Here is a 19,847-nt window from a genome sequence, read left to right on the forward strand (position 1 = left end):
ATTGAAGGCGGACGGCCGGCGGCCCAAAGGCCGCCGACGTCCATCGTCTTAGCGGATGACGTAGGGCAGCAGACCGAGGAAACGCGAGCGCTTGATGGCGCGCGCGAGTTCGCGCTGCTTCTTGGCGGACACCGCCGTGATGCGGCTCGGCACGATCTTGCCGCGCTCGGACACGTAGCGCATCAAGAGCTTCGAATCCTTGTAGTCGATCTTCGGCGCGTTGGGACCGGAGAACGGGCAGGTCTTGCGGCGGCGGAAGAAGGGGCGACGTGCGGGGGCTTCAGCCATTGATCTTACTCCTCGTCCGCAGTTTCTTCGTCACGGGGACGGCGGGGGCCGCGATCACCACGATCGCCGCGGTCGCCACGATCACCGCGGAAACCGCCGCCATCGCGCTCGCCACGGAAGCCACCGCCGCGATCGTCGCGCTCACGGTCGCGATCGGCCTTGCGCATCATGGCCGACGGACCTTCCTCGAGTTCCTCGACGCGGACGCTCAGGTAACGGATCACGTCTTCGCTGATCCGCTCCTGGCGCTCGATCTCCGCGATCGCCGCCGACGGCGCGTCGATGTTGAGCAGCACGAAGTGCGCCTTGCGGTTCTTGTTCATGCGGTAGGTGAGGGAGCGAACGCCCCAGTTCTCAGTCTTGGTGATCTTACCGCCGAGGCCTTCGACGATACCGGTCATCTGGGCCGTCAGGTCTTCCACCTGCTGGGTGCTCGCATCCTGACGCGCGAGAAAAACATGCTCGTAAAGCGGCATGGCTGTCCTTTCCAAGTTGGCGCGAACCCCGGCGTCAAGCCCTTCGAGGCCTTTTGGAAAGGACTCGCAGACGTCAGCTCAGAAGGCGGGAACACGGGACGACGGACCGACTGGCCCTGCCACATCAAAATCGCCTGCAGATATCCTGGGGATATAACTCCCGGGGATCCTACAAGGTGAATTTGCTGGGACCGTCCGTTCAGCTCCCGGCTCGGGATCCACGGATGGCGGGCTATATACCGGTTTTCGACGCCAAGGCAAGGGAAAGTGGTCGAATTGCGCCTGTCACGTGCTTGACATCACTGCCTCGGCCAGTGTCTTTCCGGCCAAAGTTACTGAATTCCAGGGATTTCGGAACATTTCAAGGAGCGGCCGATGACGGCAGCATTCACTTTTCCCGGGCAGGGGTCGCAGTCGGTCGGCATGGGCAAGGCGCTCGCGGAGGCCTTTCCAGTGGCCCGCGCCGTGTTCGAGGAGGTCGACGCCGCCCTTGGCGAGAGGCTGACGGCGATCATCTGGGACGGTCCGGCCGAAACCCTGCAGCTGACCGAGAATGCCCAGCCCGCCCTGATGGCGGTGTCCATCGCGACCCTGCGTGTGCTGGAGAGCGAGGCCGGGTTCTCCGTCCGTGGAGATGCGGCCTTCGTCGCCGGCCACTCCCTTGGGGAATACTCGGCGCTCGCCGCCGCCGGCAGCCTGACCATCGCGGACACGGCCCGGCTGCTGCGTACGCGCGGTCTGGCCATGCAGAAGGCGGTTCCGGTCGGGGTCGGGGCCATGGCTGCGCTGCTCGGGATGGACTACGACGCCGCGGTGGCGGTGGCCGAAGAGGCGGCGCAAGGCGAGGTCTGCCAGGCGGCGAACGACAATGGCGGCGGTCAGGTCGTGGTCTCCGGCAACAAGGCCGCGGTGGATCGGGCCGTTGAAATCGCCCGCGCCAAAGGCGCGAAGCGGGCGATGCTGTTGCCGGTTTCGGCCCCGTTCCATTGCAAGCTGATGCAGCCCGCTGCCGATGTGATGGCGGAGGCGCTGTCGAAGGTCACGATCAGGGCGCCGGCGTCGCCGCTGGTCTCGAACGTGCTTGCTGCGCCGATCAGCGATCCCGACGAGATTCGTCGTCGTCTGGTCGAACAGGTCACGGGGACGGTGCGCTGGCGCGAATCGATCGCCTATATGTCCGCCCAGGGGGTGACGCGGTTTTTCGAGATCGGCGCTGGCAAGGTGCTGAGCGGTCTGGTCAAGCGGATCGCAGACGGCGCGGTCGGCATCGCCGTGGCGGGGCCAGCGGATATCGCCGGTGCCAAGGATGCTTTGGCCGCGGCAAAGGCGGCGTAGAAGGTCGCAGGTAGCGGCATTGAGGAGAGTTTGAATGTTCGATCTGAGTGGCAGGACCGCGCTGGTCACCGGTGCGACCGGCGGCATCGGGAATGCGATCGCCAAGGCGCTGCACGCCCAGGGGGCGACGGTGGCGATTTCCGGCACGCGTCGCGAGGTGCTCGAGGCACTGGCGGGCGAGCTGGGCAGCCGAGTGCACGTGCTCCCGTGCAACCTGTCCGACACTGCCGAGGTCGAGGCGCTGGTGCCGGCCGCCGAGCAGGCGCTCGGGCAGGTCGACATTCTCGTCGCCAACGCCGGAATCACGCGCGACAACCTGTTCGTGCAGCTGCGTGACGAGGACTGGGACGAGGTGATCAAGGTCAACCTGACCGCCACCTTCCGTCTGGCGCGCGCCGCCACCAAGCTGATGATGCGCAAGCGGTTTGGCCGCATCATCGCGATCACGTCGATCGTCGGCGTCACCGGCAATCCGGGACAGGGCAATTACACGGCATCGAAGGCCGGTCTCATCGGCATGATCAAGACGCTCGGTGCGGAATACGCCAAGCGCGGCGTGACGGCCAACTGCATCGCCCCGGGCTTCATCAAGACGCCCATGACGGATGCGCTCAATGAGAAGCAGCGCGAGTCCATCCTCGCCAAGGTGCCGGCGGCGCGACTCGGCACACCCGAGGACATTGCTGCAGCTGCGGTCTATCTCGCCTCCAACGAGGCGGCCTATGTCACGGGGCAAACCATCCACGTCAATGGCGGGATGGCCATGATCTAGACCCCGTTCGCGGTGCGGAATGCGGCGAAAAGACGTCGCATCGGCCGCCTCGGGCGTTGTGGTCAAGAATCTGCGTATATGGTACCCGAGGCGCCCGTGGGTGGACGAAGAACGCCATTGCAGGATTTCGAAACCCTGTATATTGGCGGGGCGAGCTGCCATCGTTCGCCGGGCTTTCCGTCGGCCGGTGCCTTCTGATCCGGGTTCCTGTTCGAGAGCTCTGGATTGGAGGCGTACTGGACTGATGGAGTCTGTGGATTGGAGTTTTGTGAGTGGCCCCGTTTCCGAAGTTTTCGGACCACACCGTCCGCCAATTTCGGTAAAGGGGCGCTGCGGGGCACATCTGGTTTTGCGCGATCGCGAAGGAAGTTTAACGGCCGGGGTGACGCGGATCATCCGGGGGTCGGGTCTTAAAGGAACAAGCACGAGGTTGAACGATGAGTGAGATTGGCGAGCGGGTTAAGAAGATCGTGGTCGAACACCTTGGTGTTGAGCCCGAGAAAGTGGTCGACAACGCAAGCTTCATTGACGACCTCGGCGCTGACAGCCTCGACACGGTCGAGCTCGTGATGGCCTTCGAGGAAGAGTTCGGCTGCGAGATTCCGGACGACGCCGCGGAGACGATTCTGACCGTGGGCGACGCCACCAAGTTTCTAGAGAAGAACGCCAAGAGCTGACGCTCAGGCATGAGTTGCCCCGAAACCGGCCGGTCCGTCACGTGCGGCCGACCGGTTTCTTGTTGTTGGCGGCGTCGTCCTTGGCCGCTCCTGTCGGCCAGCGGCGCATGATTCGGAAGCGCCGTCATGTGCCGAGAAATTGTCGCTCGAAATGACCCGAGGCGCAGCGACTGTCGCCAGCTGACTCCATTGTGCTCAAGGTCGGGTCCGGAGAAACGAACATGAGGCGGGTTGTCGTCACTGGCCTTGGCATGGTTTCGCCGCTTGGCTGTGGGGTTGAAACGACCTGGCAGCGCATCCTTCAAGGCAAGAGCGGCGCTCGCGTGATCGCGACCTTCGACGTCTCTGATCTGCCTGCCAAGGTGGCCTGTCAGGTGCCTCGCGGCGACGGTACCGACGGCACGTTCAATGCCGATCAGTGGATGGAGCCGAAGGACCAGCGCAAGGTCGACGACTTCATCATCTTCGCCATGGCCGCGGCACGCCAGGCGCTCGACGATGCCAATTGGCATCCTGCGACCGAAGAGGATCGCTGCGCCACCGGCACGCTGATCGGTTCCGGTATCGGCGGCCTGTCGGGCATTGCCGACACCGCGATCCTCTTGAAGGAGCGCGGTCCGCGGAAGGTGTCGCCCTTCTTCATTCCCGGACGGCTGATCAATCTCGCGTCGGGCTATGTCTCGATCGAGCACGGACTGAAGGGCCCCAATCATTCCGTCGTCACAGCCTGTTCGACGGGCGCGCATGCGATCGGCGATGCGAGTCGACTGATTGCGCTTGGCGATGCCGACGTCATGGTGGCGGGCGGAACGGAATCGCCGATCTGCCGGATCGGCATGGCCGGGTTCTGTGCGGCGCGTGCGCTGTCGACTGGGTTCAACGAGACTCCCGAGCGGGCCTCGCGTCCCTACGACAAGGATCGCGACGGATTCGTCATGGGCGAGGGCGCCGGCGTCGTCGTGCTCGAGGAGTATGAGCATGCCAAGGCCCGCGGGGCCCGCATCTACGCCGAGGTCACCGGTTACGGCCTCTCCGGCGATGCATACCACATCACGTCACCGTCGCCGGATGGTGACGGCGGATTCCGCAGCATGAGTGCGGCGATGAAGCGGGCCGGAATCAGCGCTGTCGACATCGACTACATCAACGCTCACGGCACTTCCACGCAGGTCGGCGACGAGATCGAGCTCGGCGCCGTCGAACGTCTGCTCGGCAATGCGGCATCGAAGGTCTTGATGTCATCGACCAAATCGTCGATCGGCCATCTGCTGGGGGCGGCAGGGGCGGTCGAAGCGATCTTCTGCATTCTCGCGATTCGCGATAACATCGCGCCGCCGACGATCAATCTGGAGAATCCGTCGGTGGAAACCGCGCTCGACCTCGTTCCGCACAAGCCTCGCAAGCGCGAGATCAACGTGGCGTTGTCGAACTCGTTCGGTTTCGGAGGCACCAACGCGTCAGTGATCCTGCGGCGCGTGGTCAACTAGTGAGGAAGGACGGAATACCGCTGCGGCCAATTGCCGTTTCGTCACGCGGATTTCCGACCGCAGCCACACTAGAACCCAAGAGTTCGCGTGTCCTGCCCGGGGCGGCTTGCACTTGCCCGGGCGGGAGCGCACACGTCATTGCGGCGAGACCCGGCGAAACACCTTTTCGCCGTATTCGATGATAAATCGTTAGGATGGGCGTGGACTTCAGGTCGCTTGCGTGGGGAGCGCACGGCCATGACGAGAGCGACAGGACTGAAGGTTGCATCGATGAGTGAACGGCCGCCCATCTCGCCCCGTAGTCCGCGCGCAGCGCTCGAGCCTGAACGCGTGCCTCCGCCGCCGCGTCGCTCCGAGCGCGCCCGCAATCCGTTCGTGGTCGTCGGCAACGCGATCATCACATTGCTGCTGCTCGCGATGCTCGGCGCCGGCGCGGCCTATTACTATGGCCGGCAGATGCTCGAAGCGGCTGGACCGCTGCAGGAGGACAAGATCGTCAACATCCCGCAGCGTGCGGGCAAGCGCGACATCGCCGACGTGCTGGCGCGCGAAGGCGTGATCGACGTCAATCCCTGGATCTTCATCGGCGGTGTGTATGCGCTGAAGGCCAGTTCCGACTTGAAGCCCGGCGAATATTCATTCCAGAAGAATGCGTCCCTGCGCGACGTCATCGGCGTGATCGTCGAGGGCAAGGTCGTGCAGCACGCGGTGACGATCCCCGAGGGGCTGACCTCGGAGCAGATCGTGGCCCGCCTGTCGGAGAACGAGATCTTCACCGGCAGCGTTCGCGAGATTCCGCGCGAGGGAACGCTGTTGCCGGAAACCTACAAGTTCCCGCGCGGCACCAGCCGCGACCAGGTCATTCAGCGCATGCAGCAGGCGCAGAAGCGCGTGCTGGCTGAGATCTGGGAGCGGCGCAGCCCCGACGTGCCGGTCAAGACGCCTGAACAACTGGTGACGCTGGCCTCGATCGTGGAGAAGGAAACGGGCAAGCCGGACGAACGCAGCCGCGTGGCCTCGGTGTTCGTGAACAGGCTGAAGCAGAAGATCAAGCTGCAGTCGGACCCGACGATCATCTATGGCCTGGTCGGCGGCAAGGGAACGCTGGGGCGCCCGATCAAGCGCAGCGAGATCACCCAGCCCTCGCCGTACAACACCTATGTGATCGAGGGACTGCCGCCCGGTCCGATCTCCAATCCTGGTCGGGCGTCGCTGGAAGCGACTGCAACTCCCGCGCGGACACGCGATCTCTATTTCGTCGCCGACGGCACCGGCGGGCACGCCTTCACCGAGACCTACGACCTGCACCAGAAGAACGTCGCGAAGCTGCGGGCGATGGAACGGCAGACCCAGAACGACACCATCGAGCCCGAAGAGGCTCCGCCTGCCGTGGCGGGCGGAGCAGTGGATCCGGGGGCAGCGACCGCGACCCCCAGGACCCCTGCAGGGGCCAAGAAGCCGCCGGCCAATCGTGCATCGGGCGGCGCTGCGCCGGGCAATGGTGGCCGGCAGGGGGCCGCGCAGCCGAGCCCGCCCGTCGTTCAGCAATAATTTTCCACGCCTGCCGGCCGCACAGAACCGGGCTTAACATTTGCCCAAAAGGCCGTAAGGTTCGCGCACTTTTGGCTGGGCTGAGTCTGTCGCCCGTTCCTGATGTGCCGGAGACATTGACGAAATGGCGCTGTCGAGCATGACCGGCTTTGCCCGAAGTCACGGGGCAAGCGGTCCCTACTCGTTCGAGTGGGAGTTGAAATCTGTCAACGCCAAGGGACTGGACGTCCGGGTGCGCCTGCCGCAGGGCTGGGACGAGGTCGAGGCCTTCGCCAAGAAGCGGGCGTCGGAAGTGCTGTCGCGCGGGACGGTCTATGCCAACCTGACCGTCAAGCGCGCCGAGACCGGCTCCACCGTGCGCATCAACGAGGATGTGCTGGCGGCGATCGTGAAGGTGGCAAGCTCGCTGGCCGGCAGGATCGACGCGGTCGCGCCGAGCATCGACGGCCTGCTCTCCATCAAGGGCGTGATCGAGGTCGTCGAGCAGGAGAGCGACGAGACCGAAGACAAGGCCGCCAAAGAGGCCGCCATCGGCTCCTTCGAGACCGCGCTGAAACATCTGGTCGAGATGCGCCGGCGCGAAGGCGAAACGCTCGGCCAGATCTTGAACCAGCGCGTCAGTGAGATCGAGGCCCTGGCGGGCAAAGCCGAAGCCTCTCCCGGGCGCAAGCCGGAAGCCATCAAGGCGCGGCTCGCCGAGCAGGTCGCGGCATTGCTGGAGACGTCCGACCGTTTCGATCCCGATCGCCTCGCGCAGGAGGCGCTGTTGATCGCCGCCAAGGCGGATGTCCGCGAGGAGCTCGATCGCATCGCCTCGCACATCGCGCAGGCGCGCGAGATGCTCGGCAAGGGCGGGCCGGTCGGCCGCCGGCTCGATTTTCTCGCGCAGGAATTCCACCGCGAGGTCAACACCTGCTGCTCGAAGTCGAACGATATCGAGCTGACCAATACGGGGCTGGAGATGAAGACCGTGGTCGAGCAGTTCCGCGAACAGGTTCAGAATCTGGAGTGATCCATGATGGCTCACGACGGGAGCTTCGATGGGGTCGAACGGCGCGGCCTGATGTTCGTGCTGTCATCGCCTTCGGGGGCGGGCAAGACGACGCTGTCTCGCCTCCTGATCGAGCGCATGCCCGGATTGCGGATGTCGGTGTCGGCGACGACGCGCCCGATGCGGCCCGGTGAGGTCGACGGGCGCGACTATCACTTCGTCGATCGCGCGCGGTTCGAGGAGATGGCCAAGCGCAACGAGCTGCTCGAATGGGCCACCGTGTTCGACAATCGCTACGGCACGCCGCGCGCGCCCGTCGAAGCGGCTCTCACGGCGGGGCAGGACGTGCTGTTCGACATCGACTGGCAGGGCACGCAGCAATTACGCGAGAAGGCGCGGCAGGACGTGGTCAGCGTGTTCATCCTGCCGCCCTCGGCCGCTGATCTGGAGAAGCGTCTGCACACGCGCGCGCAGGACTCCGATGAGGTCATCCGCGGGCGCATGAGCCGCGCCAGCCACGAGATGAGCCATTGGGCGGAGTACGACTACATCGTCATCAACCGCAACGTCGACGATGCGTTTGCCGAAGTGCAGTCGATTCTCAAGGCCGAGCGCCTGAAGCGCGAGCGGCGGACCGGACTGACGACTTTCGTGCGCGAGCTGCAACGCCAGCTCGAGAGCTGATCCCTCGAGAGCGGATCCCCGCCGCGATCCAGCTCCGCGACTTACGCGCGCCGGCCGAGGCGCGCCAGAATGTCCTGGATCCCATCGAGCGATTCATCGTGCTGAATGTTTCGTGGGCGTGGCCGCAGGGCCGGCGGCCGCGGGATGAAGTCGAGCGGCGGGGAGGCCGGGTCTTCGAAGGGGGCCGGGACGAACAGCGGCCGCTGCTGCTGCTGGGGGGCTTGTACGATCGGCGGCTCGGCCGGAAGCGATGACCGCGACTCCAGAAGACTGATGAGTCGCGCGGCTGGATCGTCATGCATGAACACGCCGGCCTCCGGCGCTTCCGGTTCGAACGCGTCACTGCCCTCGTGGGACGGATCCTCCTCGAGCTCGTCTTCGGGCAACGCAAAGCGCGATTGCAGCAGATTGATCAGCGCCGCAGCGGGATCGTCGAGCTCCCTGTCATCGGCGGCAGCATACTCTTCCGGCCTGGTTGCTGGTTCGGCCGCGGCGATCGCACTGCCCTGTTCATAGGCCGGCTGTCGTGCCGCATGGGCGCGAAGCGTCTCGATCAGCGCGGCGGCGGGATCGGCAGCGGGCGCAGCCTGCGCGCGCGTCGCGGCTGGGTGGTCGGACGCGACCGGCGCGGCAGCCTGCGCGTTCCGCAGGTGATCGATGAGGTTCTGCGCCGCCTGCATCGGCTGCGGCGCAACCGGCTGCGCGGCCTGCGGCGAAACCGATTCGGCGGTGATGGCAGCGGCCGGAGCGTCGCCCTGTCCGGCCGAAGCCGGCTGCCCGGGGCGCCGCTTGGCTGCGCGGGACACCAGCAGCGCGGCAATGACCTTGGCGGCGTCGATCGACCCGCCACCCTGAGCGGCCCCGCCCGACGGAGACGACGCATCGGCCACGCGCGCCTTGCGCAGGGCCGATACGATTTCGCTGACGTCGACCGGCGCGGGCGGTGTGACGGCCGGGGGATCCTGCAGAGGCGGTGGAGGCGGCGCCACCCTCTCCGCGGAAGGCCAGGGCTCGGTCGGGGCGATCGTCGCGGCGTGAGGGCGGGCGCCCTGTGCGACGGCAACGCTGGCGGCGGCTGCGTTGGCTTTGGCCGCCGCGATCTTGGCTGCTGCGGCTTGAGCCGCAGCAATCTGGGCGGTGGCAAGCTGGCCTGCAGCAGGGATTTGCGCCGCCGCAGCTGGCGCAGCGACCATCGGGGCGGAGAACGTCTGCTGCGCCGAGGGCATTTGCGCCTGGACCGGTGCCGTCGGCTCCGCGGCCGCCGGCGGGGCGCGTCGCGCCGCCGCGCGGTCTGCGAGCTGATCGACGGCCTGCCACACCGCATCGGTCGGCTGTGGCCTCGGCATGTCCGGGACGTCATCCGGGTCACGTCGGCGCGCTGCGACGTGCGGTTGATCCTGATGGACAGCGGGCGCCGCTGCGCGGAACGGACGGGACTCGACCGGCGCCGGTCTTGAAGGGGGCAGACGTGCACTCGCGAGGTCGAGCGCCGAAGGCGCCTGAGACGCGCGATCGCCGCCCGCGCGGGACGGCGCTGTGGGCTGGCCGCCGCGACCGGAGCGCCCGGACGGTGGCGTCTTTGCCTTGACCCGCGGCTTCATGCGCGCGTGGCGCGTCCTTGCGGCGGCCGTGTGCCAGCTGCCGTTGCGCCGTCGCCCGCGTCCCATCCGGCTGAGCCTATAGAGAGCGCTGGCCAGCAGGCCCGAAATCGCCAGCGCGCCGATGACGACGAGCATCAGCATGTGGATGGGCGCTTCAGGCTTGGCCGCCTTCGACGCGACCCCAGTCTGCCCGTCGGCGGCGTTAGCCGCGTTGGCGTCCGGTTCGGCATTGCCGTCGTCCGCCATCGGCGCCGGCGTCGTGTCGCTCGTCGTGGTCTCCGCTTGTTGCGGCGGCGCCGACGGCCAGGGCGAGGCATCGAGGCTGCGCGGGAGGCTGGCGTCCGACGCCGTCAACGTCGTTGGCGTGATGGCGAGATTTTGCGGCCTCGGCGTGCCTCGCGCGTCGACGTCGGTCCGCAGGCGAGGTTGGGGCAGCTCTGCGAGGGCATCGGCGCTGGCGCGCGGGGCCGGACCGTCGGACCGTCGGGCAGTCAGCTTGGGCGGTGTGGGCTGAGCAAAGTCCCATGGAGTCGGCTGTTGCGCGGAGCGGGCGGGTGCCGCCGTGTCGCGCGAATTTCCGGCGCCATCCTTCAGATACCAGCAGCGCCGGTTGGTGCCGCGATCGAAGCGATAGTACCAATGCTGCGCGTCCGACTTGTCACCGGTCGGTTCGGTGAGGCATTCCTCCGCGGCCAGGGCGGCGCGTGGCAGCTCGATCACGACCGTCCCAGCGATACCGGCTGCAATGGCGAATGCAACTCCCGCCGTTCGGCTTGCCATTGACTACTCCGGATACGCTACGCAACGGCGCGTTCTCGGAAACAAGTTGGGTGGCAATGAGCCGCAATTCCGGATTAATTCTGGCCCGCTCCTTTCGTCTCCGAGTGCGGCATTTTCCCCACAACCGGACCTGCATCGCGTCGCGATTTCGGCCGCGATGTCGCGGCAAAACGGTCACATCGATGAAAATCTCCGCGCTTTTTCACCCTCGGCGATCTGCGACCTGGTGTCGACAACCGGTGCGTTTGTGGACAAGTGATCTGCGGCCGTTCGCCGCTTCGGCCGCGGCGGGCAGGGCTGCAATGCTGCACGCACCGTCGCCGCCTGCGATCTCGCATGAAGCGGCCAACTAATCAGTTCTTCAAAACCACCCGTCCAACCACGTGTCCGGCGCGCAGCGCATCGATCCACTTCTGGACGTCGCCCATCGGCTCTTCGCGCATCGGCGGCGGCTTGATCTTGCCGGCGCGGGCAAGCCGCATCAGTTCGTGGCCTTCGGCCAGCGTGCCGACCATGAACCCTTCGATGGTCATGCGCTTGTACACCCATTGAACCATCGGCAGCGTGAACTGGCCCCCCATCAATCCGGAGACGACGATCTTGCCGCCGCGCGCGACGACCGAGACCGCAAACGCCATCGATTTCTCGTTGCCGGCGAAGTCGACGACCTCGTCGAAGCCACCCTCGGTCTCCTTCAGGATGCGCTTGATCACGTCCGGCTCGGCGGGATCATAGGCTGTGGCCGCGCCATTCTGCAGTGCGGTGTCGCGGGCCGCGGCTGAGAGATCCGCCACCGAGATCGGCTGCTTGAACATCGCCTGTGCGAACGACAGACCCATCATGCCGACCCCGCCGAGTCCGATCAGCAGCAGGTTGCGCTGCCGCGGGCGATCAACGAGACGCTTGAGCGCACCATAGGCGGTCACGCCCGAGCACATCAGGGTCGCTGCCTGACTGACCGGAAGCGGGTCGTATTCGAGCAGGTACTTCGCATCGGGCACGAGAACGTGGGTGGCGAAGCCGCCGTCGATCGCGACGCCGAGGAAGCGCTGCTTCGCGCACAGGTTCTCGTCGCCATTGGCGCAGTCGCGGCATTGGCCGCAGCCGATCCATGGAAACACCGCGCGCCGCGCTCCGATCAGCTCCCTCGGCACGTCGGGCCCGACGTCGTCGACGACGCCGGCGATTTCATGTCCCAACGTGAATGGCAGCGTCATGCCGCGGGTCGTGTCGAGGCGCTTGCCGCCGCCGAGATCGGCATAGCCGTCCTGGATGTGCAGATCGGAATGGCACAGGCCGCAGCGCTCGATGCGAACGAGAACCTCGGCCCCCACAGGTTTCGGCGTCTCGACGATGGTTTCACAAAGCGGCGCGTCGAACTTGACCAGCGACTGACGGCGCATCAACGCCATGAAACATCTCCCTGAAATGCTTGTTGATTAGGATCTGGCTTCGCCGCGACTATTGGTCAATTCACGGGCCATGGCAACAAAGCCGGACACCGGAATGGTTTCGGCGCGGCGCGTCGGATCGACGCCGGCCGCGGCCGCCAGCCTGGCCGGATCGGCGGGCAGCGATTTGAGGCTCTGCCGCAGCATCTTGCGCCGCTGTCCGAAGGCGGCCGCGGCGACCTGTTCGAGTGCGCGGCGGTCGCATGGCTCGGGCGCAGGCCGCGGCGCCAGGCGCACGACGGACGACGTGACCTTCGGCTGCGGCACGAACGCGGACGGCGAGATGTCGAACAGGATTTTCGTCTCGCAGCGCCAATTCGCGAGCACGCCGAGCCTTCCATAGGCCTCCTCGTTCTCGCGCGCGACGATGCGCTCGGCGACCTCGCGCTGGAACATCAGCACCATCATGTCGTACCAGGGCGGCCACGGCTCGGTGGAGAGCCAGCCGATCAGCAGGTGCGTCGCGATGTTGTAGGGCAGGTTGGCGACGATCTTCGCCTTCGTCGCACCGAGATACGGCAGCGGGTCGAAGGTGCGCGCATCGGTGCAGATGATCTCGAGCCGTCCGGGATAGCGGTCGGCGATCATCTGCAGCGCGGGGAGCGCGCGCGCGTCGTGCTCGACCGCGATCACGTGACGTGCGCCGAGCGCAAGCAGGGCCCGCGTCAGACCTCCCGGGCCGGGGCCGATCTCCACGACGGTGGCATCTTCGAGCGGGCCGGCGGCCCGCGCGATCCGCGTCGTGAGATTGAGATCGAGTAGGAAGTTCTGGCCCAGCGCCTTGCGCGCCGACAGCTGATGGTCGCGGATGACCTCGCGCAGCGGCGGCAGGTCGTCGATCGCGCTCATGTCGACGTTGAGGCCATGCGTGCGGCCAGTTGCAGGGCGGCGATCAGGCTCGCCGGATTGGCCGTGCCCTTGCCGGCGATGCCGAATGCCGTGCCGTGGTCGGGCGAGGTGCGGATGAAGGGCAGGCCCAGGGTGACGTTGACGCCCTCGTCGAACGCCAGAGTCTTGATCGGGATCAGCGCCTGGTCGTGGTACATGCAGACGGCGCAGTCATAGGACCTGCGCGCCGCTTCATGGAACATCGTGTCGGCTGGCAGCGGCCCCCGCACGTCGAGGCCGGCATTGCGCAAGGTCGCGAGCGCCGGTGCGATGATCGTCTCTTCCTCGTTGCCCAGCGTGCCGTCTTCGCCGGCATGCGGATTGAGGCCCGACATCGCGATGCGCGGCCGCTGCACGCCGAAATAGCGCCGCAGACTTGCGGCCATGATGCGGGTCGTCGACGTGATGAGCGGGCTGGTGAGCTGCTCGATCGCTTCGCGCAGCGACACGTGGATCGTCACCGGTACCACCGCGAGACCAGGCGACCACAGCATCATGACCGGTTGCGGGACGGCTCCGCCGTCGGCGGCGAGCTCGGCAAGAAATTCGGTGTGGCCGGGGTGCGAGAAGCCGGCACGGTAGAGCACGGCCTTCGCGATCGGGTTGGTCACGACGGCGGCGGCACGTCCAGCCCTGACGTCGGCCACGGCCTGACGGATCGAGCCGATCGCGGCGTCTGCGCTGGTCCTGTCGGGACGCCCGGGCAGGGCGGTGACCGCATGCCCGGTGGAGACCACGGGCAGTGCCGTCGCAAAAGCCTCGGCCGCCTGCTCGGGACGGACCTCAGCCACGGGAACATGGAGATCGAGATGCTTGGCCCGCTGCGCCATGAAGGTCGCATCGCCGAGCACGTAGAAGGCAGGGAGTCCAAGCTCGGTGCGGCGCAGCCAAGCCTGCAGGGTGATGTCGGGTCCGATGCCTGCGGGCTCGCCCAGGCTCAGCGCGAGGGGCTTCGTCATCAGCGATATTCGATCATCGCCGCCTTGCGGACTTCCTGCAGATACGCCTTCGAGGTCGCCTCGTATTTCTTCGTGTACATTTCCTCGCGGATCTGGCGCTTCTTCGGCGTTTCGACCGTGGTCGGGCTCCGTGCACAGAGCGCGACCATTTCGACGCCCTGCTTGGTGACCTCGGGCGGCGTCAGGTGGCCGATCGGCGTCTCGTCCAGCACCTTGCGCAAATTCGGCGGGATATCGGCGGAGGTCTTGATCACGATCTCCTTGATCGCGGCGTTCTGCATCGAGCGGAAAGAGGAGTTGGCGTCCTGGCAGCTCTGGACACGGCCACGCAGCGATTCTGCATCTTTGTGGCGGGCTTCGTAGGTCGATTGCGGCGATCCTTTCGGCACGATCAGGACCACCGGTTGCATCTTGTACTCGAAGGCCTGGCCCTGCTGATCGGCATCGCCGCCGGCCGCAGCGACTGCGGCCGCCACATCCTTCTCGCCGACGATGAGCTTCTCCTTGTAGCGGCCGCGCACCAGGCTGGTCCAGACGATCTCCGCCTTGATGCGGGCCTTGAGGGTCTCCGGCCGCACGCCCTGGCTCTCGAGCGATTTCGTCAACTGCTCGGTATTGAGGCGCATGCGTGAGCCCATGCCGGCAAAGGACTGGTCGATATCGGCGGCGCTCGGCTCGACGCCGAACTTCTTGCCTTCCTTGATCTTCACCCTGTCGTCGATCAGCTCGTTGATGACCTCCTGGCGGGTCGATTGCTTGCGCGTGCTCAGGAAGTCGAGCTTCATGCGCTGCTCGACGTCGAAATCGGTGATGGGATCGCCATTCACCATGACGACGATGCTCTGGGCCTGAGCCGATATCATTCCGGCGCCCCAGGCCAGCACCGCGACGGTGCAGATGGCCAGGGCCCGAAGGCGAGGAAGGGACGCGATCGTCATGACCAAGCTTCGCTGTTCGCAATGAATCCAACTGGAAGCGGCGCCACGGCTCCTGACGAGGTCCATTCGAACCCGGGGAGCACCAGTCGGAGACCGGCGCGCGCTACTGAATGCCCCCGGCCGCACTTCCCGTCGACGAGGAATTGGCAAGTGTCCGGAGTCCGATCTGGAGCATATAGGCGTGGCTCAGAACGGGCGGGGTGGTGCCTGCCGTGTAATTATAGGACGTTACATAGTTCGCGGCCAGCACGAAACAATCGTCGACATAGCCCGCGCCGATCACATACTGGTTGATCTTGTTGGCCGCCAGGTCCCAACGCGCGGCGCCCGACACGATCCAGTTCGGCGCGACCTTGACCGAGCCGCTGCCCAGGATGCCCTCACGCCGATCGAGATAGCCGAGCGCCGGATCTGCGGCATAGTTGCCGTAGGTCAGCGCCACCGACCAGCGATCGAAATTCGCCCTGGCTTCCGCCTCGAAGCGCTGAACGTTCAGCGTCTGCTGGTCGAACCGGCTGCGCATGCTGAACGTGTAGGTCCGGTTCGGTGAATAATCCACCCGCGCCACGTAATCCGACACGGTCTTGTCCAGGCCGGACCCGATGCCGGTGTTGTTGGCGTCCTGCACGGCGAACGAGTTCATGCCGAACAGCTGGTAGGACTGGCCGAACAGCACGTTGATGGTGCCGCCACGATCGAACTGCGTGGTCGCCTGGACGCCGACATTGGCGCGGCCGCCGCCTTCGACGCGGTCGTAGCCGGAGAACTTGTCGACGCTGAACAGGTTGCTGGCGTCGAACACCATGCTCTGCGCGTCCTCGTTCGGCAGCCGGCCGGCATAGGTCTCGTTCGGCCGGATGATGATCTGCGCAATCGGCTCGATCGTCGTGGTGCCCCACGGCTGGACGTTGATGAACGGATAGCGGTATTCCAGGCCGACCGTCGGCATCAGCCGCAACGCCTGGGTGTCACCCGTCGGCAGGAAGTTTGCCACACCGGGCTGGTTCGAAACGTTGGCGTTGATCGCGTCCGCACGCAGGATCGCGAACGGCGTCCAGATCTGGCCCAACGGATCAGTAAAGGACCGCCGCCACTCCGCCTGCGCGGTGAGGCGCGTATAGGTGCCGGGCGTGGCCCGCAGCAGACACTGCGTCGGCAGGCGCGCCCGCGGGTCGGCCGACGTGGTCGTGCACAGGCCGGCGGTGTTGGCCTGGGCCGTGATCGGGTCGAACACCGCCTGTTCGCGGCTCAGGTTCACGAAGTTGGTCTTGTAGCTGAACTCGCCGCCGAACACCGGATAGTTCAGCACGTTCGAATAATCGAGCACGGGATAGACCACCGGAACCGTCTGCTGGTTGCCGGAGAAGCTCAGATAGTGGATTGCGCGAACGTCGAAGAAGCTGCGGCTGCCGACCCCGGTCAGGTACAGCTGCGAGATCGCCTCGGTCGGCAGGCTCATAAACGAGTTGAACGGGTCGCGGTACTGCGCAAGCCGATAATCCGACAGGAACATGTAGTCGGACAGCAGGATGCCGTCCCAGCCGAACACCCATTTGTCGTTGAGGGCGAACTGGCCCTTGGTATCGACACCACCGCGGAATTGGCGGTTTCCGGGTTGGCCGGCGAACGCGTTGGGATCGAGCTGGTCGATGCCGTAGAGGCGCACCTGATAGGCGCCATTGCTCAGGCGCTGGCGGAACTCGGCCTGCAGCAGCACGCCCTGCTTGGAGGTGATGCGCGGCGTGAAGGTCGCGTCGTAATCCGGCGCGATCGCCCAGTAGTATGGGATGTCGACGCCGAAGCCATAGGTGCCCGTCTGCGTGATGCCCGGCATCAGGAAGCCGCTCTTGCGCTTCACGGTCGGATCGGGCGTCGAGAAGTAGGGGATGTACGCCATCGGAACGCCGAAGAATTCGAGCTGGGCGTTCTCGAAATACAGCATCTTCTCGTTCTGGTCGTGGATGATGCGCGCACCCTTGACCTGCCACAGCGGCGGCTTCTTCGGATCGTCCTTGCAGGGGGCGCAGGCGGTGTACACGCCGTTCTCGAAGACGGTGTAATTGCCCTTCGAGCGGTCGGCGCGGGTCGCCGCCATCCGCGTCTGGTCCTCGGTCTCGACGCGCAGCGAATCGACGAAGCCGTCGCGATAATCGTCCGACAAATCGAGGCTGTTGGCGTAGGTGATCTTACCCTCGGCGTCGGTCATGCGGATGTTGCCTTCCGCATGCAGGCGCTTGGTCTTCTGGTCGTAGATCACCCGGTCGGCCTCGACCGAGGTGCCGTTGTAGAACAGCTGGACGTTGCCGACCGCCGACACGCGCGAGTTGTTGTAGTCGTAGTCGACCTCCGTCGCCTGCACCAGCATCTGGTTGTCGTTGGCGACGCGCGGCGGCGGCGGCTTCGGCGGACGGGGATTGTAGGTGAAGCTCTGCGCGGCCGCAGGTGCGACCGCGACGACGTCGATCGCAGCGCCAAGCACGAGGCCGAGCACCAGGGCAAATACGGATCCGAGAACGGCAGAATTTGGCACGACAGACTTGAGCACGACAGACTGGACGCCAGACGCGCGCGCGCGAACGCGGCGCGCAACGGCATGCTGCCGGAGCGCGGCGAGCGCTGTCTGACGGACGGCGACGAACGACACTAGCCGTCCTCCTGGTAGAGCAAGGCCATAAAACCGGTGAGGCCGCCCACGAGGACAGGCAGCCACGCCGCAGCGATCGGATCCATCAACGCAGCCTTGCTCAAATCTTCCGTTACTTTCGACAGAACGTAGAGCAGAAAGCCGGCGCCCACGCCACTCAAAACCATTTTTTGAACGCCACCCATACGGAAGAACCTGAGGGACACGGACGCAGCCAGCATGACCATCGCAGCCAGCAAAAACGGCTGTGCGATCAGCTTATGATACTGCAGTCGGTACCCGGCGGTCGCGAAGCCTGAGCTCTCCGACGAACGGATGTAGGTCGGCAGTTGCCAAAACGACACAGTTTCGGGGGTGGAGAAGCTGTTTCGGACCTGCGCCGGCGTCAGAGTCGTGGGCAGAATGAATGTCGGTTCGTCCACTGGCGGAGCATCGAGCGAGAATCGGCGCACCGATCTGAACACCCATTGCCCGTCCTCGAGTGTCGCCTCGCGAGCCTCGATTCGGTCCTTGAAATGATTCTTCGTATCAAAACGGAACAGGGTCAGTCCGGTCAGCCGAACGCCCTGCTGCTCGCTGCGTGCGGCGTTGATGATGACGGAGCCGTCCGGGTTGATCTGGTTGAGCCAGAAGCCTGAGGCATCCTGCACGCCGCCGCCCGGAGCAGAGCCGAACAACTCGGCCTCCATGCGCTTGGACAGCTCGCGGAGATTGGCCGACATCGGGTTGTAGAGCGTCGTCGCCATCAGGCCGAGCACGATCGCACTGGCGAGCGCAGGCGCAATGAACTGCCAGGCCGAGACGCCGGCTGCGCGCGCCACCACGAGCTCGAGGCGGCGCGACAGCGCGAGATAGCAGGTCATGGCGCCGATCAGCACGCAGAACGGCATCATCTTCTCGAGCAGCTGCGGCACGCGGAACAGCGAGGTTTCCGCCACCATCAGCGCCGAGGCGGAGGCAAGGCCCGAGGTCTTGCGCACCATCTCGATGTAATCGACCAGCACGAGCAGGATGAAGATGCTCGCGAACACGCCGACCGCCGAGACCAGGAAGCGGCCGGCGAAGTAGCGCCCGAGCGTGTTGGTGACCATGCTCATGCGGTGGCCGGCCTTCTGAACAGCCGCGCAATCCGCGCATTGGAGCGGTTGATGGCCTCCATCAGCCGCGCAGGCGGCTCGACCACCACGCCGCCGATGATGATCCAGATGCTCGCGCCGAGAACGCCGAACAGCATGAGGTACTGGACCAGTGCCGCCAACGGCGATTTCACCGTCATGACGGAGCAGGCAAAGCCCGCCATGCGTACGCCGAACACGGCGAGGATTGCGCTGCCGAACGAGAAATTACGGCTCTGCCGCGTCGTGCGCGGCGCGCCCAGAAACGCGAAGGTCAGGGCTGCGAAGGCGAACGGATAGATCGGGGCGAGGAAGCGGTCGTGCAATTCCTGCCGGAACTGTCCGGGGATCTGCTTGTAGATCGGATCGTCCTCGGCCGGCGCCATCAACTCCCACAGATAGCGCTCGCGGATGCCCAGCGCGACATCGCGGCCCTGATTCGAAAACTTCGACATGTCGAAGGCGTAGCGGGCGAAGGCGACCATGGCCGGCTCGCGCTTGCCGAGCTCGAACCGTTCGAGATTGCCGTCCTCGAGCACCAGGAACGAACCGTCGACATTCTTCACCACCGTGCCCCTATCGGCCACGATCGTGATTCGCTCCTTGGGGTCGCGGCGGTCGTCGATGAGGATGCCGGACAGTTCACCGCCGGGCTGGCGCTCGCGGATCCGGATCGTCAGATTCTGGTCGAGCTGGGCGAAGCGTCCGGGCTGCAGGATGTTGGCGAGCACGTCGGCGGTGATCTCGGCGTCCCATTGCTTGATCCGGCGCAGGCCGTCGGGCGCGAAATAGGATGCGATCAAGGTCACCAATATTGCGACCACGCAGGTCGCATAGGCGAACGGGATGAACAGCCGGAACGGCGACATCCCGGCGGCGTTCATCACGATGATCTCCGAGTCGGTCGCGAGCTTGTTCAGCGTGTGCGAGACCGCGATCATCAGCGCGATCGGCGCGATGACGCCGAGCAGAGAGGGGATCACGAGGCCGGTGATGCCCAGGAATGTCAGGATGGTCTGTCCCTGACTGGTCATCAGGTCGATGCCGCGCAGCGCCTGCGTAATCCAGATCACGCCGGTGAGGCTGATCAGGACCAACGCAAACGACGCCAGCGTCGTGCGAAAGATGTACCTGTCGATGGACCCCATCGTACGCGCTCGATCCCCGGTCAGCATTATCGGAACGGGCGCTGCAGCCAACCCGTAAAACG

Annotated in this window: 17 protein-coding genes; 7 read left to right on the top strand and 10 right to left on the bottom strand. The window is 65.6% G+C overall.

Annotation, left to right across the window (positions count from 1 at the left end; translation table 11 throughout):
• Positions 1–48 precede the first annotated feature (48 nt).
• Together rpsR and rpsF are read right to left on the bottom strand one after the other, a co-directional pair.
• Positions 49–288, bottom strand: coding sequence for a 30S ribosomal protein S18 (gene rpsR, locus LQG66_RS02785; protein ID WP_231323170.1), 240 nt, complete (start codon positions 286–288; stop codon positions 49–51).
• A 5-nt stretch (positions 289–293) separates the two neighbouring features.
• Positions 294–764 (bottom strand): 30S ribosomal protein S6, encoded by a 471-nt coding sequence (gene rpsF / locus LQG66_RS02790; RefSeq protein WP_231323172.1) that lies wholly within the window; start codon positions 762–764, stop codon positions 294–296.
• Positions 765–1,139: 375 nt separating this feature from the next.
• On the opposite strand from rpsF, the gene fabD reads away from it, so the two are divergent.
• The 7 genes from fabD (at position 1,140) to gmk (ending at position 8,261) form a co-directional block, all read left to right on the top strand.
• Positions 1,140–2,099 (top strand): ACP S-malonyltransferase, encoded by a 960-nt coding sequence (fabD, locus tag LQG66_RS02795; RefSeq protein WP_231323175.1) that lies wholly within the window; start codon positions 1,140–1,142, stop codon positions 2,097–2,099.
• 34 nt (positions 2,100–2,133) lie between these two features.
• Positions 2,134–2,871: a 3-oxoacyl-[acyl-carrier-protein] reductase gene (fabG, locus tag LQG66_RS02800; protein WP_231323177.1), complete on the top strand. Its 738-nt coding sequence runs from the start codon at positions 2,134–2,136 to the stop codon at positions 2,869–2,871.
• 437 nt (positions 2,872–3,308) lie between these two features.
• Positions 3,309–3,548 (top strand): acyl carrier protein, encoded by a 240-nt coding sequence (locus LQG66_RS02805; RefSeq protein WP_006610957.1) that lies wholly within the window; start codon positions 3,309–3,311, stop codon positions 3,546–3,548.
• A gap of 221 nt (positions 3,549–3,769) precedes the next feature.
• The gene (fabF, locus tag LQG66_RS02810) at positions 3,770–5,035 is read left to right on the top strand and encodes a beta-ketoacyl-ACP synthase II (RefSeq protein WP_231323179.1); all 1,266 of its coding nucleotides are present in this window, start codon (positions 3,770–3,772) and stop codon (positions 5,033–5,035) included.
• Between the two features lie 270 nt (positions 5,036–5,305).
• On the top strand, positions 5,306–6,586 hold the full coding sequence (gene mltG, locus LQG66_RS02815) for an endolytic transglycosylase MltG (RefSeq protein WP_231327670.1): 1,281 nt from the start codon (positions 5,306–5,308) through the stop codon (positions 6,584–6,586).
• Positions 6,587–6,710: 124 nt separating this feature from the next.
• Positions 6,711–7,598, top strand: coding sequence for a YicC/YloC family endoribonuclease (locus tag LQG66_RS02820; RefSeq protein WP_231323181.1), 888 nt, complete (start codon positions 6,711–6,713; stop codon positions 7,596–7,598).
• A gap of 3 nt (positions 7,599–7,601) precedes the next feature.
• A complete protein-coding gene (gene gmk, locus LQG66_RS02825) occupies positions 7,602–8,261 on the top strand; it encodes a guanylate kinase (protein ID WP_231323183.1) in 660 nt (219 codons plus the stop codon).
• A gap of 41 nt (positions 8,262–8,302) precedes the next feature.
• Here gmk and LQG66_RS02830 read toward each other — a convergent pair whose 3' ends face one another.
• The 8 genes from LQG66_RS02830 to lptF form a co-directional block, all read right to left on the bottom strand.
• Entirely contained in the window at positions 8,303–10,642 is a 2,340-nt protein-coding gene (locus LQG66_RS02830) for a hypothetical protein (RefSeq protein WP_231323185.1), read from the bottom strand.
• A 353-nt stretch (positions 10,643–10,995) separates the two neighbouring features.
• Positions 10,996–12,054 (bottom strand): alcohol dehydrogenase, encoded by a 1,059-nt coding sequence (locus tag LQG66_RS02835; RefSeq protein ID WP_231323187.1) that lies wholly within the window; start codon positions 12,052–12,054, stop codon positions 10,996–10,998.
• A 27-nt stretch (positions 12,055–12,081) separates the two neighbouring features.
• Positions 12,082–12,942: a 16S rRNA (adenine(1518)-N(6)/adenine(1519)-N(6))-dimethyltransferase RsmA gene (gene rsmA / locus LQG66_RS02840; protein WP_231323189.1), complete on the bottom strand. Its 861-nt coding sequence runs from the start codon at positions 12,940–12,942 to the stop codon at positions 12,082–12,084.
• Entirely contained in the window at positions 12,939–13,940 is a 1,002-nt protein-coding gene (gene pdxA / locus LQG66_RS02845; protein ID WP_231323193.1) for a 4-hydroxythreonine-4-phosphate dehydrogenase PdxA, read from the bottom strand. The genes rsmA and pdxA overlap by 4 nt, the downstream gene beginning before the upstream one ends.
• Positions 13,940–14,878: a SurA N-terminal domain-containing protein gene (locus LQG66_RS02850; RefSeq protein WP_231323196.1), complete on the bottom strand. Its 939-nt coding sequence runs from the start codon at positions 14,876–14,878 to the stop codon at positions 13,940–13,942. Before LQG66_RS02850 ends, pdxA begins: the two co-directional genes overlap by 1 nt.
• A 103-nt stretch (positions 14,879–14,981) precedes the next feature.
• Entirely contained in the window at positions 14,982–17,522 is a 2,541-nt protein-coding gene (locus LQG66_RS02855) for an LPS-assembly protein LptD (RefSeq protein WP_231323198.1), read from the bottom strand.
• Positions 17,522–18,619 carry an LPS export ABC transporter permease LptG gene (gene lptG, locus LQG66_RS02860; protein WP_231323200.1) on the bottom strand — a complete coding sequence of 366 codons (1,098 nt, stop codon included), beginning with the start codon at positions 18,617–18,619 and terminating at the stop codon, positions 17,522–17,524. The genes LQG66_RS02855 and lptG overlap by 1 nt, the downstream gene beginning before the upstream one ends.
• Positions 18,616–19,785, bottom strand: coding sequence for an LPS export ABC transporter permease LptF (lptF, locus tag LQG66_RS02865; protein WP_231323203.1), 1,170 nt, complete (start codon positions 19,783–19,785; stop codon positions 18,616–18,618). The genes lptG and lptF overlap by 4 nt, the downstream gene beginning before the upstream one ends.
• Positions 19,786–19,847 lie beyond the last annotated feature (62 nt).

Source organism: Bradyrhizobium ontarionense (assembly GCF_021088345.1).
In the GTDB taxonomy this organism is placed as follows: domain Bacteria; phylum Pseudomonadota; class Alphaproteobacteria; order Rhizobiales; family Xanthobacteraceae; genus Bradyrhizobium; species Bradyrhizobium ontarionense.

Excerpts from the sequence above, each read along its gene's own strand:
- rpsR (WP_231323170.1), bottom strand. The coding sequence starts at position 288 with ATGGCTGAAGCCCCCGCACGTCGCCCCTTCTTCCGCCGCCGCAAGACC.
- rpsF (WP_231323172.1), bottom strand. The coding sequence starts at position 764 with ATGCCGCTTTACGAGCATGTTTTTCTCGCGCGTCAGGATGCGAGCACC.
- fabD (WP_231323175.1), top strand. The coding sequence starts at position 1,140 with ATGACGGCAGCATTCACTTTTCCCGGGCAGGGGTCGCAGTCGGTCGGC.
- fabG (WP_231323177.1), top strand. The coding sequence starts at position 2,134 with ATGTTCGATCTGAGTGGCAGGACCGCGCTGGTCACCGGTGCGACCGGC.
- LQG66_RS02805 (WP_006610957.1), top strand. The coding sequence starts at position 3,309 with ATGAGTGAGATTGGCGAGCGGGTTAAGAAGATCGTGGTCGAACACCTT.
- fabF (WP_231323179.1), top strand. The coding sequence starts at position 3,770 with ATGAGGCGGGTTGTCGTCACTGGCCTTGGCATGGTTTCGCCGCTTGGC.
- mltG (WP_231327670.1), top strand. The coding sequence starts at position 5,306 with ATGAGTGAACGGCCGCCCATCTCGCCCCGTAGTCCGCGCGCAGCGCTC.
- LQG66_RS02820 (WP_231323181.1), top strand. The coding sequence starts at position 6,711 with ATGGCGCTGTCGAGCATGACCGGCTTTGCCCGAAGTCACGGGGCAAGC.
- gmk (WP_231323183.1), top strand. The coding sequence starts at position 7,602 with ATGATGGCTCACGACGGGAGCTTCGATGGGGTCGAACGGCGCGGCCTG.
- LQG66_RS02830 (WP_231323185.1), bottom strand. The coding sequence starts at position 10,642 with ATGGCAAGCCGAACGGCGGGAGTTGCATTCGCCATTGCAGCCGGTATC.
- LQG66_RS02835 (WP_231323187.1), bottom strand. The coding sequence starts at position 12,054 with ATGGCGTTGATGCGCCGTCAGTCGCTGGTCAAGTTCGACGCGCCGCTT.
- rsmA (WP_231323189.1), bottom strand. The coding sequence starts at position 12,942 with ATGAGCGCGATCGACGACCTGCCGCCGCTGCGCGAGGTCATCCGCGAC.
- pdxA (WP_231323193.1), bottom strand. The coding sequence starts at position 13,940 with ATGACGAAGCCCCTCGCGCTGAGCCTGGGCGAGCCCGCAGGCATCGGA.
- LQG66_RS02850 (WP_231323196.1), bottom strand. The coding sequence starts at position 14,878 with ATGACGATCGCGTCCCTTCCTCGCCTTCGGGCCCTGGCCATCTGCACC.
- lptG (WP_231323200.1), bottom strand. The coding sequence starts at position 18,619 with ATGAGCATGGTCACCAACACGCTCGGGCGCTACTTCGCCGGCCGCTTC.
- lptF (WP_231323203.1), bottom strand. The coding sequence starts at position 19,785 with ATGGGGTCCATCGACAGGTACATCTTTCGCACGACGCTGGCGTCGTTT.